This window comes from Coprococcus sp. AM14-16 (assembly GCF_003434675.1).
In the GTDB taxonomy this organism is placed as follows: domain Bacteria; phylum Bacillota; class Clostridia; order Lachnospirales; family Lachnospiraceae; genus Coprococcus; species Coprococcus aceti.
Map to the genome: position 1 here is coordinate 492,224 of NZ_QTLL01000001.1, position 17,973 is coordinate 510,196.

Consider the following 17,973-nt stretch of genomic DNA (forward strand, 5'->3'; position numbering starts at 1 on the left):
ATATAAGTAAAGGAGGATCAGCGGATGAAGTACGCATGGCATGTATTCAAATACATTCTCGTGTTTGTTATAAATCTGTTGATCCTTCTTTTTGTGCATTCATATTTTAATTTCATAGTTATGATACTGATGATAGTTCTGCCGGTCGTGTCAATAGTATGCGCCTTTGTGCTTTCAAGGCATTTGACTGTAAAGTTTGGCGGCGGGGAGCAGAACCTTACGGTGGACTCGCCATTTCTCGTATCGGTTGTGCTCGACAACAGCAGCATTATTCCGAATATGAACACAGAGATAGAGATAAGCATGGAGAATGATCTTTTCCATACAAATGGCAGGCATACGCTGTGCATACCTGCATATTCGCGCAGTGCGAATGTGGTGGACTACCAGATAGCCCAGTCGTATGTAGGTGCACTGGAGGTGAAAGCGGACAGAATATGTGTTACTGACTGGCTTGGATTTGTGAGGATAAATAGCAAATGCAACTCGGTAAAAGAGTACAAGGTTTTCCCTTCCGGAAAGGTTGATGTGGAGGCGGATATGACCGCGGTTTCACAGGGGATGAACGAGGCTGAGGAGAGCCGGAAAAAAGGTCATGATTTCTCCGAGGTTGTGGATGTGAGAGAATACCAGCCGGGGGATAAGCTTCAGAATATACATTGGAAGCTGTCAGCAAAAAAAGACGTGCTGATGGTAAAGGACAGAGAGAGCATGTCGTCAAGCCAGCTCATGATATTGGTAGAGCTTGCCGATGATGAGACACATATATTGAATGATGTACTGAAATCCGCCTACGGCATGGCTGTAAGTCTGTTGGATGAACAACTGCCGTTTACATTCTATTACTGGAGCGGCGCGCAGGGCGATATAGTCAGGACTTCGATAGACAGCAGGGATGATCTCGCTGAATGGATGGAGAAGATCTTTTATGAGCAGGCGTATGCAGATTTTGGCTATGGCTTATCGATGCTTGAGAAGAATCTGGATTCTGACAGAAGGATCATAGTTGTTTCCGGCGATATGAGAGCGGATGGCAATGTAGTGTTTACATATGGAGATCGTGTGAAAGGATACATAATTGGGTAGAATCTTTGGTAGAAAAAAGAAAACTGAAGACAGGAAAACGGTAGAATTCTGTGAAGGTGTAAGGCTGCTCAACGATCCGGAGATCACAGATGGAGGCAGAGAAGGCGCGGATTACAGAAAAAGAAAGCTGCGCAGAAGAAAATCGGACAGCAGAGGTATTGCTGCAAAATGCCTGCTGGAGATATTTATCATAGGCGGTTCAATGTGCGGCTTTTTGTCGTGTATAGATATGGCGTATGGTGTTCCCGTTATATTTCTGGCGTATGCGCTGCTGGCCATGTACTTCTGTGGTCTGTTCAAATCAGGCAAGGTGTGGGTGAGAGATGTTGGATATATCATATTTCTTGTCGCTTTTGTCCTGTTCATCATGCTCCTCAGACGTTATATAAACAGTGGATTTTATGCTATCGTAAATGAGTTTCTGGATCATGTGACTGATTATTATGGAGCCCAGGAGGTTAAGGTATTCTCCGAGACTTTGTCCAACAGGACGCTCACTGTTCCTGTGGCAGCCATCGCTATAGGCTGTGTAGAGATAATAATCCTCAACATTTTCCTTAACACGAATATGAGTGTGTTCTGGGCAGTGTGGTTTTCACTTCCTGTGTTTATATTACCATTGTTTTTCAGGCTTGAGCCGGATGTTATTTACATGTTCATGGTATCCACAGGACTTTTGGGAGTTATCTGCCTTAAGGGAAATGGTCACTTCCGTATAACTGACAAGGACAGTACGTTTGAATATGATGAGAAGAAGCGAAGATTCAGTTACAGGCATAGTGACAGGGCGTCTCTGCAGCTTGCGGCCGGTGTGGCGGCTGTATGTATATTGGTGGGAAGTGCGGTTATCCTTGTCAAGCCGCAGCAGACTTATCTGTACAGGTATCGTGATAGCTCGGCGAAGAACAAGATCGAAGGCCCGCTTGGAAACCTCATCATGTATGGATTTGAATCCCTAAGGAATTCGGCGAATACCGGAGGACTGGCAAATGGAAAGCTTGGAGGCGTGTCGGATGTCACACTTGATGGACAGACGGATCTGGTAATCACATTTGCACCATATAGCACAAACAGGATCTATCTGAAAGCGTTCGTTGGTGATGAGTATAAATGGGATCATTGGGACAGAGATAAGGATGGCGACTATCCGTCACCGGTCAATTCTGAAGGACATGCCAGAGGACGAATGGATATACAGATCATAGATGGCGCCGGAGATCTAAAATATTACCCTTACTACACTGATATAGAAGCCATGAATACTTACAAAGAGGGCGATTCATTGTACAGTGTGGAGTACAGTCCATCCGCTCTGGCTGAGCCGGTTATGTCGTCGGTGGATGACAAGTATCTTGAGATTCCAGAGGAGAATATGGATTCAATACGAAGATTCTGTGAGAGCGCAGGAATCACGGAAAAAGACAGTGTGGATAATGTGCTGCAGAAGGTGTATATATACTTCCTGGAGAATTATCCGTACACACTGCATCCGGGAGCCACGCCGAGGGATGAGGATTATGTCAATTATTTCCTTGATACTACGAAGAAGGGCCTGTGTGCCAATTATGCCACTGCGGGGGCGCTGATCCTGAGATACATGGGGATACCCACAAGATATGTGGAGGGGTATGCCGTGGATTACACCGAGATCCTTGACGGAACAATGCTCGATGAAGAACAGTTCAGTTACGATGATTATTATTCAGGCTCATCAGAGCTTGGAAGAACGGCTGTTGTTCAGGTGGATGTGGACGATGGCGGAGCTCATGCGTGGATAGAGGCGTTCATACGTGGCAGATGGCAGGTCGTGGAGCTGACACCTCCGTCGAGTGAAGATGAGGATGAGGATGAGACCCAGGATGATTTCTGGTCCAGATTTGGAAGATGGCTAGTAGGTGATGACAGCGGAGATACCGGAACAGATACGACCGGCACAGCATTTTCACTTGGAAATGCCGTGTGGATAATATATGTTCTGGCGGGATGTATAGCATTTGCAGTGCTCTTGTTTGTGGGGCGTACAGCAGTCAGGAAGATAGTTCGTTTTGTGGGTTATCACAGGAGAGATAAGACTGGAAATGTGATAGCTTACTATAGGTATATGTGTGATTATGCAAGACTTGCGTCGGATGATTTTTCGAAGGCGGGAAATCACAGGCAGCAGCTTGAATATTTCTGTAAGGGCGCAGATCCGGCGGAGACTGAGGACCTTGCGGCATATATGGAAGGCATAAGCTATGGCGGCGGTGTGTCCGGGGACGAATATGTACAGCGTATGGGAGAACTTCGGGTGCTGTTCAGGAGCTTTAGGAGACAGGTTCCTTTTATGAAGAGGATATACATATTCCGAATGTTGTAGTATAGTTGACAGGTAGCAATGGATAATGGAGGTATAAGAGATGCTTGGAATCATAGGTGCGATGGACGAGGAAGTCGCAAGACTGAAAGAGATGATAGATGGGCTCCAGGTCACAGACAAGTGTGGCATGAGCTTCTACAAAGGACAGATAGAAGGAACGGATGTCGTGGTCGTAAAGTGCGGTGTAGGCAAGGTCAATGCGGCCATGTGTACCCAGTCGCTGATCGACATGTATGGAGTGTCAGCTATCATCAACACCGGAATAGCCGGATCACTGGATGCTGACATAGATATAGGAGACATCGTTCTGGCTACGGATACCGTGGAGCATGATATGGATGTATCCGCCCTTGGATATGAGCCGGGTGTGATCCCTGATACAGAGCTGAGCGTGTTTAAGACCAGCGATGAGCTGCTTAAGATAGCACAGGACTCAGTGGATGCAGCAAATATAGGAGTCAAGGTGTTCACTGGAAGAGTGGTGAGCGGCGATCAGTTTATCTGGAGCAAGGACAAGAAGAAATGGCTTGTGGAGACATTTGGTGGAAGATGTGCAGAGATGGAGGGCGCGGCCATAGGACATGTTGCAGTGCTGAATAAGGTTCCGTACCTTGTTGTCCGGGCCATATCGGACAAGGCTGATGACAGTGCAGAGATGGATTATCCTACATTTGCGGCAAAGGCTATAGAGAACAGTGTAAACATGATGACAGAGATAATAAAGAGATATGAGGTGAAGTAGACATGGATAAGATAGCAAGTTTTCAGATAAATCATCTTCTCCTGAATCCGGGCATTTATGTGTCGAGAAAGGATAAGGCTGGGGATCAGATCCTCACAACATTTGACATAAGGATGACAAAACCGAATTATGAGCCGGTTATGAACACTGCGGAGGTTCATACCATAGAGCATCTCGGTGCGACATTCTTGAGAAATAATGAAGAGTATAAGGACAGGGTCATATACTTTGGACCTATGGGCTGCAGGACGGGATTTTATCTCATACTCGCAGGCGATTATGAGTCGAAGGATATAGTGGAGCTTATGATATCAATGTTCGAATTCATAAGACATTATCACGATCCGATCCCTGGAGCAAATCCAAGAGAGTGCGGCAATTACCTGGATATGAATCTCGGTATGGCGAACTATCTTGCAGAGAAATTCCTGTCACAGGTTCTGTATGATATAGATGACAGCAGACTTAATTATCCAGAGGGTTAAATTCCAATTCACAAATGAGATCAAAATATACAGACCATGTAAAAAACGGGTGATTTTCAGTGGAAATTCGCTTTGTTGAGGAATGTTTGCCATTCTATTGACAATGAAGCTTGCGTGCTTTTTAATGCACGTAAGCTTTTTTTGTGCACATAAAACAGCTAAACAGATTCATGAAGACGGCTCTCACCGGATACGGTTATGAATGGGCTGAAACTCAAACAGAAAGGAAGAGATTATGAAAAGATTGTATGTATATAAGATTCTGCTGGCTGTTCTTCTGGCCGTATGTGTGGCCGGTGTGGTTTTTTATCATAGGTTCAGTACAAGGTCAAGTGCTGACGAACTGTATGCCGGGGAGAAAAGCAGGCATACTGATGTTATGGCCACCTCAACGGATGGAATTGCGGCTATGGCCGGATATGAGATAAGTTATGAAGATGTGGACTGCATCCTAAGCGGCGATGTGGTGTTTTACAATGGGATGCCATACACGAGGCATTACACGGTGCATAAGGACGGTGTAGAGTACAGGGCATACTGCGGCGATCATAAGAAAAATGAAGTTAAGAGCACGGACAAGGTGGCATTTTCCGTGACAAATGACAGACTGCTTCAGAAAGCGTTTCTGTATGGACCGGGAAGTGAATATGCGTGGTCTGGTTTTAAGGGGGTGTCCGCAGATCACAGACAGCTCATCATGACACTGACTTTGAATTATATAAGACATGGACAGTATTTTGACGTTATAGACGAATTCTATAAATACATATCGGAGACAAAGCGAGATGAGATCGTCCTTCAGGGAGATCAGGCAGATATAGAGATAATAGATGATGGAAGCAAAGAGAATTACGGTAATTATGTAAGTCTTAAGGATTATACCGGTTATGTGGACAAGAAGACTGGTGAGAAGAGAAGAAGAACCAGGATAATGAGGTGTAAGGCAGATGCTGAGAATGGAGTGAGGATCTCGGTACCGGCGGATACATGGCTCCATATCAGGAAAAGCGGAGAAAAGGAGTTCACCATCCACAAGACAGGTAAGGTAACTATAATGGGAGGCGACAGATTCTTTTTCAGTGCTGAGAAGGCTCATAAGGGAACGGGCACAGTAAAGTCTGGTAAAGGGATCCCCGGAGTTACAGTGTATACTGTAGATTCCACTCAGGTAGATGATGACCAGCAGTTGTTATTTGGAACGGTAGCTTCAAGCAGTATTTCTATGGATATTGAATGGACGGGAGAGAAGCCTGTTCTTGGAAAGTTCAGTCTGCACAAGACCGACAGAGATTCCGGCGCCGGTGTGGGAGAAGCTCTGTACAATATTGAGATGGAAGTGAAAAACGGCACACAGAGTCTGCGCACTCTGGTGGCTCAGATAGAGACTGATGAGAATGGACATGGTATAGTTGTGATGTCAGAATATGGCGGACTTGGAACCTATGAGATCACAGATATGCCGTTCGGAACATACAGGATATATGAGGAAAGGGCTCCGTACAACTATGAGAGAAACAGTGCTGTGGCACAGCTCGTTATAAACGAAGAAGGAGAATTTCTGTCCGTGGATGGCAAGGAGGTCAGTACATCCACGGAGCTTGAAATAAGCTGGGAGACTTGGGACAAGGTGATCTCAGGCAAGATTGATCTGAGCATATACAAACAGGATGCGGAGACGGGAGATAAATCTCAGGGAGATGCTGTCTTGTCAGGGGCTGAGTTTACAGTCAATTATTACAGGAATTTTTATAATTCCGTGGACGAGCTTCCAGAGAAGCCGGATCAGAGCTGGACGCTTAAGACGGATGACAGCGGTAAGTGCGGCCTTGAGGATGTGGTTTTGCAGACGGGAACAATCACGGTTCAGGAGACAAAAGCCCCAGAAGGGTACACGCTTGTGAATTCAATATTTAAAAGCGCAAAGGATGGCAATATTATAAAGGATAGTTCAGATGGAATATATCTGGACAGAATAGAACAGGATGGCGACACTGTTCGTCTGGTAAATGGCTACGAGCTTGTGGTCGGGAACCATGTCGTAAGAGGTGACTTCAAATTCAAAAAAGTGGATGCCGAGGATGGGACAGCGATCGCAAATGTGAGATTCATCGTCGAGAACTCCGATGGCACCCAGTCTGCGGAGATAACAACTGATGCCAATGGCGAATACTCCAGTTCTGCGGATGATATCTGGTTTGGGGATGGAAAGCCGGACAAGACCAAAGGGTCACTGCCGTACGGAGAGTACACATTGACAGAGCTTCGTTGTGATGCAAATAAGGGAAAGTATAAGAGCATTGCTCCGATAAAATTCAAAATAGATTCAGATGAGTGCGTGTTTGATCTTGGGGACATAGTTGATGAGAGGATGCCGGAGATAGAATCTGTGGCGAAGAACAGTGAAGACGGATCGAAGTTCATTGATCCGGATGCGGAAACTGCAGATATCACGGACACGGTGAGTATGAAAGGGCTGGATATCGGTCACAGATACAAACTGAGCGGAAGCGTTGTCTCACAGGAGTCGGGCAGACCGCTTGGGGCAGATGGATCAACGTCAGAGAAATGTTTTACCGCAGATGCAGAGGAGATGACTGTGGATGTGAATTTCAGGTTTTCGGCTGACAGCATAAGTGGTTCGGCTCTTGTCTGCTATGAGGTGCTTACGGATGAGGATTATGAGGGAGAGGTCGTAGCTTCACATGAGGATGTGAACCTTGCTTCACAGACAGTTTATACAAAAGAAAAAGAGAAGATCAGAGGGAGCATAAGTGTCCACAAGACGGATGATATTCTGGAGACACCTCTTGCGGATGCGGAGTTCACATTGTACAGGGCATCTGATCATGAAAAGCTCATGACAAAAAAGACTGACAAAGCCGGCAGTGTAGAATTCACCGGACTCGAGCCGGGAGAGTATTATATAAAGGAGACCAGAACTCCCAAGGGTTATATTGCCGACCCGGGGGTAAATTCCATACCGGTGAGCGTGCCGGAGAGTGCAGATGAGCCACCGGTGATAAATGTCAAAAATCACTATGGCATGGTGCATATACTCAAGACGGATCAGGAGGATGGCAGTCCGCTTGCCGGGGCTGTGTTTGGCATATATGATGACCGGGGTGCTCTGATCGCAAAAGCTGAATCGGAAGAAAATGGACAGGCTGTATTTTACGGACTTGCCAGAGGCACGTATAGCATAGAGGAGTTAGCTGCCCCGGAGGGTTACGAAAAAACAGACAAAAAAATTCAGATAGACACATCAAAAAATGAATATACCATGGATGATCCGGTGATCATAACAAATCAGAAAATAAAAGAACATCCATCACCCGACACGCCAAACACTCCTGATACGCCGGACACCGGAGATCGGGATCCTGTTTCGAAGGTCATACTGCTTATGTGCTTTGCCGTAGTTTCGGTTGCGGGAATCGTATTTTACAGGAAAAAATTTACCGGAGAATCAAAATGACAGTAATAATAACATGGGACAATGTGGTTGACCTTTAGATTTATAAGTGATAACATACAAAATGGACTTGTATAAATAATAAATATCACGTGAGGTGCGAAAGATGAGTAAAAGTTTTGATGATTTATTGGCAAAGGTTTCACAGTGCAGCAGAAAGACAGTTTCAGTTGCAGTAGCACAGGATGCGCCTATTCTTGAGGCTGTAAAGGCAGCAAAGGAGAAGGGAATCGCAGATGCAATACTTGTGGGTGACGAGGCAAAGATCAGAGAGGTCGCAGATCAGATCGGTATGGATCTTACAGGTTATGAGATCGTAAATGAGCCAGATGATATAGAGGCTTCACTTAAGGCAGTGAAACTTGTTCATGATCATAAGGCTGACATGTATATGAAGGGACTTCTCTCAACAAAGGATTTCCTGAAGAGTGTCCTCAACAAAGAGGTTGGTCTCAGAAATGGTAAGCCACTTTCACATGTATGTGTATTTGAGATCCCTGGTATTGACAGACTCCTGTACCTTACAGATGTTGCGTTCATGACTTATCCTTCACTTGAGGAGAAGAAGTCGATCATAGAGAACTCTGTAGAGGTTGCTCATGCGTGCGGAATACCTTGTCCAAAGGTTGCTCCACTTGCAGCAGTAGAGGTTGTAAATCCTAAGATGCCTGTAACAGTAGAGGCTGCTGAGCTCACAAAGATGAACGAGAACGGTGAGATCACAGGCTGTATCGTTGACGGACCTCTTTCAATGGATCTTGCGATCGAGCCAGAGGCAGCTATCCATAAGGGAGCTACAGACAGAAAGATCGTTGGAGATGCCGATATCCTTCTGTTCCCAGACATACATGCAGGTAACCTTGTATACAAGACACTTGTTCATACAACAAAGTGTAAGAACGGATGTATCATAACAGGTACAGATGCTCCTGTAATCCTTACATCAAGATCAGATACATTTGAGGTTAAACTCAACTCAATAGCACTTGCAGCAGTTGTTGCAGAGTCACTTAAGGCAAACAAATAAGCCATACATAAAAAACATTTGGAGGTTTAAAAAATGTCATATAAGATTCTTATAATAAACCCAGGTTCAACATCGACAAAGATCGGTGTGTTCGAGGACGAGACACTTCTGTTTGAGGAGACACTCAGACATACAACAGAGGAGCTTGCAGGCTTCAATATGATAGTAGATCAGAAGGACTTCAGAAAGAAGGTTATTCTTGATGTCCTTGCTGAGAAGAACTTTGACATCAAGACACTTGATGTATGTGTAGGACGTGGCGGAATGCTCAAGCCAATCCCAGGCGGTACATACGCAGTAAGCGATGACCTTCTTGAGGATCTTAAGATCGGTAAGCAGGGCCAGCATGCATCAAACCTTGGTGGTATCCTCGCAAGAGAGATCGGTGATGAGCTCGGAGTTCCTTCATACATCGTAGATCCAGTCGTTGTTGATGAGCTTATGCCATCATCAAGACTTTCAGGAGTACCTGAGCTTCCAAGAATAAGCGTGTTCCATGCACTCAACCAGAAGGCAGTAGCCAAGAGATATGCAAAGGAAGTTGGCAAGAAGTACACAGACCTGAACCTCATCGTAGTACATATGGGTGGCGGTGTATCAGTTGGTGCCCATGATCACGGTAAGGTAGTAGATGTATACAACGCACTTGACGGTGACGGTGCATTCTCACCAGAGAGAGCAGGTGGCGTTCCTTCAGGAGCACTTGTAAAGATGTGCTTCTCAGGCGAGTATACACAGGCTGAGGTTATGAAGAAGCTCGTTGGAAATGGCGGCTTCAACGCTTACATCGGAAGCAACGATGCAAGAGATCTTGAGAAGCTTGTCAATGAGGGCGATGAGCATGCAAAGCTTGTTCAGGATGCATTCTATCAGCAGGTTGCCAAGGATATAGGTGGTATGGCAACAGTTCTCAGAGGAAAGGTTGATCAGATCATCCTCACAGGTGGAATCGCATATTCAAAGCACACATGCGAAGAGCTTGAGAAGAGAGCAGGATTTATCGCTCCATTTACAGTATATGCAGGAGAGGATGAGCTTCTTGCACTTGCTCAGGGCGCACTCAGAGTCATGAATGGCGAAGAGGAGCCAATGAAGTATTAAGAGAAAAGTGATTTTCAGATAAAAAGTTCATGGCATATAACAGAAATTGCCATTATAACATAAGCCGTATTGTTAATAATACTAACAAGACGAAAGTCTTAAATAATTATTTCAATATGGAGGTACAGGGTTATGGCAAGTTCAAACTCTAACAAGACAAGTGTTCCAGAGGCAAAGAGTGCTATGAACAAGTTCAAGATGGAGGTAGCCAAGGAGATCGGTGTTGATCTTAAGGATGGCTACAATGGAGATTTAACATCAGCTCAGTCAGGTTCAATCGGTGGCGAGATGGTTCGTCAGATGATCAAGAGACAGGAAGAGCAGATGTCAGGAAGATAAGCCTGGCTTATAATCTCCGTTAGATCTACGAACAAAAAGAAGACCTGGTGTATGATCCATACATCAGGTCTTTTGTGTCGTGAAAACTTTGTATTATAATAATAGTATAATGGACTGGACAATCATTTGCACATTATGATATAATCGATGATTGATGTGGACTTTGTCCACACATATAAACAAGAAAAAGATAAATGGATGCTATCTGAGTGCCTTAATTGTAGGGCTTAAGGCACCATTTGCACATTTCAAGGAGGAAATAAAAAGATGAGTTTCACAGTAGAAAAGCTTGAGCACAGCATGGCAAAGCTTACAATCACAGTACCTGCAGCAGATTTTGACAAGGCAATGACAGCAGCTTACAACAAGACAAAGAACAGATTCAATGTTCCAGGCTTCCGTAAGGGCAAGGTGCCAATGGCATTCATCGAGAAGATGTATGGCCCGGAAGTATTCTATGAGGATGCTGCAAATGCAATGATCAACGAGTATTATCCAAAAGAGGCTGTAGCTTCAGAGCTTGAGATCGCATCACAGCCAGTTATTGACGTAATAGAGATGGGCAAGGGCAAGGATTTCGTATTCACAGCAGAGGTTGCTGTAAAGCCTGAGGTTACACTTGGCGATTACAAGGGAATCGAAGTTGAGAAGATCGACGTTGAAGTAACAGATGACGAGGTTCTTGAGGACATCAAGAAGGAGCAGCTTCAGAACGCAAGAAAGGTACTCGTAGAGGGAAGAGCAGCACAGCTTGACGACGAGGTTACTCTTGACTTCGAGGGATTTGTTGATGGTGTTCCATTTGATGGTGGAAAGGGTGAGAACTACAAGCTCGTTCTTGGCTCACATTCATTCATCGATACATTTGAGGATCAGCTTGTTGGTAAGAACATCGGAGAGGATGTTGAGGTTAACGTAACATTCCCAGAGGATTACCAGGCTGAGGAGCTTGCAGGAAAGCCGGCAGTATTCAAGTGCAAGATCAACTCTATCACAGAGTCACAGCTTCCAGAGCTCAATGATGAGTTCGCAAGCGAGGTAGGCGGATGCGATACACTTGACCAGTACAAGGAAGAGGTAAAGCAGAAGATACTTGCAAAGAAGAACAGAGACGCTGCAAACGAGAAGGAAGCAAAGGTTCTTGACAAGGTTATCGAGAACGCAACTATGGATATTGCAGATGCACAGGTTGAGGATATGCAGAAGAGAATGAAGGATGAGTTCGCTCAGACACTTCAGTATCAGGGAATCAGCCTTGAGCAGTATATGCAGATCGTAAACGTTACAGAGGAGTCTCTCATGGAGAGAATCAAGCCGGACGCACTCAAGAGAATCCAGCAGAGAGCAGTTCTTGAGGCTGTAGTAAAGGCTGAGAACATTGAGGCTACTGACGAGGAAGTTGACGAGGAGCTTTCAAAGATGGCAGCTCAGTACCAGATGAAGCTTGAGGATATCAAGGGATTCATGGGCGACGCAGAGAAGGACAGCATCAAGAAGGATGTAGCAGTTAAGAAGGCTGCAAAGCTTCTTGTAGATGAGTCAAAGGAAGTTTAATATTTTAACAGACAGATTGGCTTGATATGTATTGGAGGTAGATAACATGGCATTGGTACCATACGTTGTAGAACAGACTAGCCGCGGAGAGCGAACATACGATATTTATTCTAGATTGCTGAAAGACAGAATCATCTTTCTTGGAGATGAGGTCAATGATGCAACTGCAAGCCTTGTTATAGCACAGTTGTTATTCCTTGAGTCAGAGGATCCTTCAAAGGATATCTCATTATATATCAACAGCCCGGGTGGATCAGTTACAGCCGGAATGGGAATATATGACACAATGAGATATATCAAGTGTGATGTTTCAACAATATGCTGTGGAATGGCAGCGAGCATGGGAGCATTCCTTCTTGCAGGAGGAACAAAGGGCAAGAGATATGCGCTTCCAAACTCGGAGATCATGATACATCAGCCACTTGGTGGAACCCAGGGACAGGCAACAGAGATAGAGATCGCAGCCAGACATATATTAAAGACAAAAGAGAAACTCAACAAAATGCTGAGTGAGAATACAGGAAAACCACTTGATGTTATAGCGGCAGATACAGATCGTGATAACTGGATGACTGCTGAGGAGGCTTGTGCATACGGCCTTATCGACAGCGTTATAACAAACAGATAATACAGATAGAGATATCTGATATGTAGAAGATGTATCAGTTGGTTGGAGCCAGCCTGCAGAACCGGCGGTGTATTCGCAGATTCTGGAAAAGACTGGCTCCAGACAATTATAAATAGTGAATAATCGAGGTATTGTAATGGCAGATCGTAGTGACGAGAGAAAACAGCTCAGATGTTCTTTCTGTAATAAGACGCAGGATCAGGTTAGAAAACTCATAGCCGGACCTGGGGCTTACATATGTGATGAATGCGTAGAGATATGCTCAGAGATAATAGAAGAAGAACTGGTTGACGCAGGACTTGATTCAGATGGTGATATCAATCTGTTAAAGCCAAAGGAAATAAAAGAATTTCTTGATGAGTATGTAATAGGTCAGGAAGAGGCAAAAAAGGTACTGGCGGTTGCCGTGTACAACCATTATAAGAGAATACTTGCGCAGAAGGATTTTGAGGTTGAATTACAGAAGAGTAATATCCTCATGGTTGGCCCAACGGGATCAGGTAAGACATATCTTGCCCAGACCCTTGCAAAATTGTTAAACGTTCCTTTTGCAATAGCAGATGCTACAACTCTCACAGAGGCTGGATATGTAGGAGAGGATGTTGAGAACATTCTCCTGAAGCTTATACAGGCCGCTGATTATGACATAGAGAGAGCTGAGCATGGAATAATCTATATTGATGAGATAGACAAGATCACAAAGAAGAGCGAGAACGTATCCATAACCAGAGACGTGTCGGGTGAGGGCGTTCAGCAGGCTTTGTTAAAGATAATAGAGGGCACTGTGGCTTCAGTTCCACCTCAGGGTGGAAGAAAGCATCCGCATCAGGAGCTTATCCAGATCGATACGACCAACATATTATTCATATGTGGTGGTGCGTTCGAGGGACTGGAGAAGATCATAGAGAACAGAGTTGGCCAGAAGTCAATTGGCTTTAATGCAGAGGTTATAGAGCAGTCAGAGCAGGACGTTGGACAGCTCCTCAAGCAGGTTATGCCACATGACTTTGTAAAGTATGGACTTATCCCTGAATTTGTGGGAAGAGTTCCTGTTGCAGTGACTCTGGATCTTCTGGATGAGGATGCACTTGTGAGAATACTGACAGAGCCAAAGAGTGCAATATGCAAGCAGTATAAGAAGCTTTTTGAGCTTGATGGAGTTCAGCTTGAGATAGAGGATGATGCGCTCAGGGAGATAGCAAAGGAAGCTATGGAGCGTAAGACCGGAGCTAGAGGACTTCGAGCTATCATGGAGAATGCTACACTTAATCTTATGTACGAGATCCCTTCAGATCCAACTATAGAGAAGTGTGTTATTACCAAGGGTGTCATAACAGGCGATGAAGAACCTGTACTGACTTACAGAGATCCATCAGAGGATACGGACCTTCCTAAGAAAAAGGTAAGGAAGAAAAAGGCAAATACAGATAACGGCGAGAGTGCATAGTCATTATTGCCGAAATGAGACGTTATAACGCTGACATACATTTGCGCCCTTATAAGCCTTTAAATGTGCAGTGTTGATAACGTCTTATTTTTTAATGATATATACGGAGATAACAGGTATGAATGAGAAAATGTTAGAGATGACAATGATTAGTCTTGACGATGGCGTGGTTATGCCGGAATTGTCCTTCTATCTTGATGCGACAACGCGTGAAGCCTGCGAGGCGGTGGGACATGCAGTCAAGAATGAGGAATGTATATTTCTGGCAAATCCTGTTCATAAGAACGGCGATAAGACAGTTTCGTTTTATGAGATAGGTGTCATAGCCAGGATAAAGCAGTTTGTCAGACTTCAGAACAAAGGCATGAGAGTTCTCATACAGACTGAGAAGAGAGCGCGCCTTGTGGATTACAGCAAGGATAAATATTATGTGTGCCACGTGACAGATGTGGAGGAGACTAACGACATCAGCGAGGATGAGGAGAAGGCTATACAGAGCATACTCATGGAAAAGCTTAAGGAAGCATTTGACGAGGGTATAGTGAAGAACAACGTTTTGTACAGGGAGATACGTTCATTCAAGTCTGTCAGAAAGCTGGTTGACAGCATGGCCGACTATGTGAATATATCTGATGACAACAGGCAGGAGCTTCTGGAGATGCTAGATGTCAGAAGCCGCGCTATGAGGTTGATACAGATAATGGAGGAAGTTCTCGGAATCGGCAAGATCAAGAAAGAGATCATGGAAAAGGTCAATCAGGAGACCGCTGAGAATCAGAGAAAGTATGTGCTCAGAGAGCAGATGTCCGTTATCCGTAAGGAGCTTGGTGACGACGGCGTAGATGCAAATGTCAGAGAATTCCAGAAGAGACTCGATGAGGCGGGCTGCAGCCAGGAAGTATACGATAAGATAGAAAAAGAGATAAATTACTATAAGGGCATACCTCAGAATGCAGTGGAGAGCAGTGTGTCGGCAAACTATATCGATGTGATGCTCAGCTATCCGTGGAATGTGTCAACGGAAGATAATAATGATCTGCAGTCAGCGATAGACATACTTGACAAAGATCACTATGGCCTTGAGGAGGTCAAAGAGAGGATCGTTGATTATCTTGCTGTTCATATATTGAGCAATAAGGGGGACCTTCCGATCATTTGTCTTGTGGGACCTCCGGGAACAGGAAAGACATCCATAGCAAGGTCGATAGCCCGTGCAACATCGAGGAAATATGTCCGCTTATCACTGGGCGGAGTCCACGATGAGGCGGAGATCCGAGGTCACAGGAAAACATATGTGGGAGCTATGCCTGGAAAGATTGTACAATCCATGATAAAGGCAAAGACGAACAACCCGCTCATGCTTCTCGATGAGATAGACAAGGTGAGCAGTGATTACAAGGGAGACGTGTCATCGGCACTTCTCGAGGTGCTTGATGGTGAGCAGAACAAAGAGTTCAATGATCACTATTTTGGAGTGCCGGTGGATCTGAGCAATGTGCTGTTCATAGCAACGGCGAACGACCTCTCCGGTATACCGGGGCCGCTCCTCGACAGAATGGAAGTCATAAATATATCGGGATACACGGAGAATGAGAAGTATCATATAGCAAAGCTGTACCTTGTGGAGAAGACCCGTGAGAAGAACGGACTGACAAAATCTCAGTTCAAGATAGATGCCGGTGCCATAAGGGAGATCATAAGCCACTACACGAGAGAGGCGGGAGTCAGAAGTCTTGAGAGAAATATAGACAAGGTGTGTCGGAAGGCCTGCCGCAAGATACTCACCGGTGAGATGGATGTGGTCAAAGTCACAAAGAAGAATATCCAGGATTTCCTTGGCCCATACAAATATAAAGATGAGAATGGAAATCTGAAGAATAAAATTGGCGCTGTCAGAGGCCTTGCTTGGACGGCGGTTGGCGGTGTCACTCTGGAGATAGAGGTCAATGTGCTTCCGGGGACAGGAACTCTTCAGCTCACAGGTAAGATGGGCGATGTTATGAAGGAATCCGCTTATGCGGGAATGAGTTATATCAGATCCCTCAAGGAATCACTGGCGCTTGGAGACGATTACTTTGCAAAGCACGATTTCCATATCCATATACCGGAGGGGGCAGTTCCAAAGGATGGTCCGTCTGCCGGAATAACCATGGCGACAGCGTTGTATTCAGCCATATTTAACGTGCCGGTTAATGGCAGAATAGCAATGACAGGAGAGATAACTCTCAGAGGAGAGGTGCTTCCTATTGGAGGCCTGAAGGAGAAGCTCCTTGCAGCCAAGATGATCGGTGTTAAAGATATACTGATACCGGCGAAAAATGAGAGCGATTATCTGGAGCTGGATGAAGAGATAACATCTGGAGTCAATATTCATTTAGTGGAAGACATGAGGCAGGTGCTTGACCTTGCCCTTGTCAGATAAGGAGAAGTATATGATAGTAAAGAGCGCTGAGCTTGAGACTGTGTGTGGAATTACAAGTAAATTACCTGATAACGATCTCCCGGAGATCGCATTTGCCGGCAAGTCAAATGTAGGAAAATCATCTCTGATAAATGGATTGCTTAACAGGAAGTCGCTTGCCAGAACATCCGCGCAGCCAGGTAAGACACAGACGATCAATTTCTATAATGTAAATAAAAATCTGTACTTTGTGGATCTGCCGGGATATGGATATGCAAAAGTATCGGTGGAGATAAGAGCAAAATGGGGCAAGATGATCGAGAGATACCTTCACGGTTCCCCGCAGCTCAAAAAGGTATTCCTGCTGATAGACATAAGACATGTGCCATCGGAGAATGACTGCATGATGTATGACTGGATCGTGGACAATGGCTATGAGCCGGTGATCATTTGCACAAAACTGGACAAGATCAAGAGAAGTCAGGTTCAGAAGAACTTGAAGCTCATACGTGAGAAACTGGATCTTGTTCCTGGAACAACGATGATACCGTTCTCCGCACAGACAAAGCAGGGAAGAGATGAGATCTGGAATCTCATAGAGGAGACACTGGCACAGGAGCAGCAGTAAAGTAACATGAACATATAGTCAGATAAATAGACAAAAAAATGACTGAGAATATCGAAGAGTATAATTCTTTTCGGTATGCTCAGTCATTTTTTATGCTGATATTAGCTGGATGTGTTGGATGCCCATAACTGTTTTACGAGTATATCATATATCTCAGTGCTTTTCTGACGCCAGTTGTCACATATGGCAACAGCCACGGCCTGGGTAGGCACGCTGAACTTTATATCCAGCAGCGGCTCGTTCCTGTCGTTGATGACGCAGGAGACGGTATATTCATTGGAATCGTTGAGGTAGTAGTCAGACTGTATCTCAGTTTCCTTTTTGAGGTTGATCTGCTGTTTCTCAAAGAAATCCAGTATATCCTGTTTGATGGCATATGGGATCCTGTTCTCGAACATGCTCAGGGCTTCCTCACCTTTGTAGGTTATCTTATAATGGGATGCGCCTCTTATGCTTGATACATATACAAATTCGCTTTCTATAAGTCCGTTTATGGCTTCCTGAAGAGTGAAATAATTGGTGTAGCCCTTCTCCAGAACAAAGTCTGAAATCTGTGAATTGGTCAGAGTGAAGTTAACTCTGTCAAGCATATAGAGCACTATGAGTTTATATAATACAATAGATTCGGTTCCCATATCGTGTATCCTTTGTTAAAATGTTTGTCCGTGCTGATGAACGGACAACATTCATATGATAACATTAGT

14 protein-coding genes are annotated in these 17,973 nt (G+C 44.8%); 13 read left to right on the forward strand and 1 reads right to left on the reverse strand.

Annotated features, from left to right (window positions below):
* Positions 1 to 24: 24 nt before the first annotated feature.
* From DW159_RS02255 to yihA, 13 genes are all read left to right on the forward strand, one after another.
* The gene (locus DW159_RS02255; protein ID WP_117548813.1) at positions 25 to 1,086 is read left to right on the forward strand and encodes a DUF58 domain-containing protein; all 1,062 of its coding nucleotides are present in this window, start codon (positions 25 to 27) and stop codon (positions 1,084 to 1,086) included.
* Positions 1,079 to 3,445: a transglutaminase-like domain-containing protein gene (locus DW159_RS02260; RefSeq protein ID WP_117548814.1), complete on the forward strand. Its 2,367-nt coding sequence runs from the start codon at positions 1,079 to 1,081 to the stop codon at positions 3,443 to 3,445. The genes DW159_RS02255 and DW159_RS02260 overlap by 8 nt, the downstream gene beginning before the upstream one ends.
* 40 nt (positions 3,446 to 3,485) lie before the next feature.
* Positions 3,486 to 4,187, forward strand: a complete 702-nt coding sequence (locus DW159_RS02265; RefSeq protein ID WP_022216034.1) for a 5'-methylthioadenosine/adenosylhomocysteine nucleosidase — start codon at positions 3,486 to 3,488, stop codon at positions 4,185 to 4,187.
* Between the two features lie 2 nt (positions 4,188 to 4,189).
* Positions 4,190 to 4,672 (forward strand): S-ribosylhomocysteine lyase, encoded by a 483-nt coding sequence (locus tag DW159_RS02270; protein WP_015534167.1) that lies wholly within the window; start codon positions 4,190 to 4,192, stop codon positions 4,670 to 4,672.
* Positions 4,673 to 4,907: 235 nt separating this feature from the next.
* Entirely contained in the window at positions 4,908 to 8,147 is a 3,240-nt protein-coding gene (locus DW159_RS02275) for a SpaA isopeptide-forming pilin-related protein (protein ID WP_117548815.1), read from the forward strand.
* Positions 8,148 to 8,250: 103 nt separating this feature from the next.
* Positions 8,251 to 9,171, forward strand: coding sequence for a phosphate butyryltransferase (ptb, locus tag DW159_RS02280; protein WP_022216032.1), 921 nt, complete (start codon positions 8,251 to 8,253; stop codon positions 9,169 to 9,171).
* Between the two features lie 33 nt (positions 9,172 to 9,204).
* Positions 9,205 to 10,272, forward strand: coding sequence for a butyrate kinase (gene buk / locus DW159_RS02285; protein WP_117548816.1), 1,068 nt, complete (start codon positions 9,205 to 9,207; stop codon positions 10,270 to 10,272).
* A gap of 132 nt (positions 10,273 to 10,404) precedes the next feature.
* Complete coding sequence (locus tag DW159_RS02290) at positions 10,405 to 10,611, forward strand: alpha/beta-type small acid-soluble spore protein (protein ID WP_015534165.1); 207 nt, start codon at positions 10,405 to 10,407, stop codon at positions 10,609 to 10,611.
* Positions 10,612 to 10,878: 267 nt separating this feature from the next.
* The gene (gene tig, locus DW159_RS02295) at positions 10,879 to 12,165 is read left to right on the forward strand and encodes a trigger factor (protein WP_015534164.1); all 1,287 of its coding nucleotides are present in this window, start codon (positions 10,879 to 10,881) and stop codon (positions 12,163 to 12,165) included.
* Positions 12,166 to 12,211: 46 nt separating this feature from the next.
* Positions 12,212 to 12,793 carry an ATP-dependent Clp endopeptidase proteolytic subunit ClpP gene (gene clpP, locus DW159_RS02300; protein ID WP_015534163.1) on the forward strand — a complete coding sequence of 194 codons (582 nt, stop codon included), beginning with the start codon at positions 12,212 to 12,214 and terminating at the stop codon, positions 12,791 to 12,793.
* A gap of 136 nt (positions 12,794 to 12,929) precedes the next feature.
* Positions 12,930 to 14,240, forward strand: coding sequence for an ATP-dependent Clp protease ATP-binding subunit ClpX (gene clpX, locus DW159_RS02305; RefSeq protein WP_022216030.1), 1,311 nt, complete (start codon positions 12,930 to 12,932; stop codon positions 14,238 to 14,240).
* Positions 14,241 to 14,358: 118 nt separating this feature from the next.
* Positions 14,359 to 16,662: an endopeptidase La gene (gene lon / locus DW159_RS02310; RefSeq protein ID WP_117548817.1), complete on the forward strand. Its 2,304-nt coding sequence runs from the start codon at positions 14,359 to 14,361 to the stop codon at positions 16,660 to 16,662.
* Positions 16,663 to 16,672: 10 nt separating this feature from the next.
* A complete protein-coding gene (gene yihA, locus DW159_RS02315) occupies positions 16,673 to 17,269 on the forward strand; it encodes a ribosome biogenesis GTP-binding protein YihA/YsxC (protein WP_015534161.1) in 597 nt (198 codons plus the stop codon).
* 101 nt (positions 17,270 to 17,370) lie between these two features.
* On the opposite strand, the gene DW159_RS02320 is transcribed toward yihA, so the two are convergent.
* A complete protein-coding gene (locus tag DW159_RS02320) occupies positions 17,371 to 17,904 on the reverse strand; it encodes a DUF4364 family protein (protein ID WP_015534160.1) in 534 nt (177 codons plus the stop codon).
* Positions 17,905 to 17,973: the final 69 nt, after the last annotated feature.

Coding starts and splice junctions, on each gene's coding strand:
- DW159_RS02255 (WP_117548813.1), top strand. CDS start 25: ATGAAGTACGCATGGCATGTATTCAAATACATTCTCGTGTTTGTTATA.
- DW159_RS02265 (WP_022216034.1), top strand. CDS start 3,486: ATGCTTGGAATCATAGGTGCGATGGACGAGGAAGTCGCAAGACTGAAA.
- DW159_RS02270 (WP_015534167.1), top strand. CDS start 4,190: ATGGATAAGATAGCAAGTTTTCAGATAAATCATCTTCTCCTGAATCCG.
- DW159_RS02275 (WP_117548815.1), top strand. CDS start 4,908: ATGAAAAGATTGTATGTATATAAGATTCTGCTGGCTGTTCTTCTGGCC.
- ptb (WP_022216032.1), top strand. CDS start 8,251: ATGAGTAAAAGTTTTGATGATTTATTGGCAAAGGTTTCACAGTGCAGC.
- buk (WP_117548816.1), top strand. CDS start 9,205: ATGTCATATAAGATTCTTATAATAAACCCAGGTTCAACATCGACAAAG.
- DW159_RS02290 (WP_015534165.1), top strand. CDS start 10,405: ATGGCAAGTTCAAACTCTAACAAGACAAGTGTTCCAGAGGCAAAGAGT.
- tig (WP_015534164.1), top strand. CDS start 10,879: ATGAGTTTCACAGTAGAAAAGCTTGAGCACAGCATGGCAAAGCTTACA.
- clpP (WP_015534163.1), top strand. CDS start 12,212: ATGGCATTGGTACCATACGTTGTAGAACAGACTAGCCGCGGAGAGCGA.
- clpX (WP_022216030.1), top strand. CDS start 12,930: ATGGCAGATCGTAGTGACGAGAGAAAACAGCTCAGATGTTCTTTCTGT.
- lon (WP_117548817.1), top strand. CDS start 14,359: ATGAATGAGAAAATGTTAGAGATGACAATGATTAGTCTTGACGATGGC.
- yihA (WP_015534161.1), top strand. CDS start 16,673: ATGATAGTAAAGAGCGCTGAGCTTGAGACTGTGTGTGGAATTACAAGT.
- DW159_RS02320 (WP_015534160.1), bottom strand. CDS start 17,904: ATGGGAACCGAATCTATTGTATTATATAAACTCATAGTGCTCTATATG.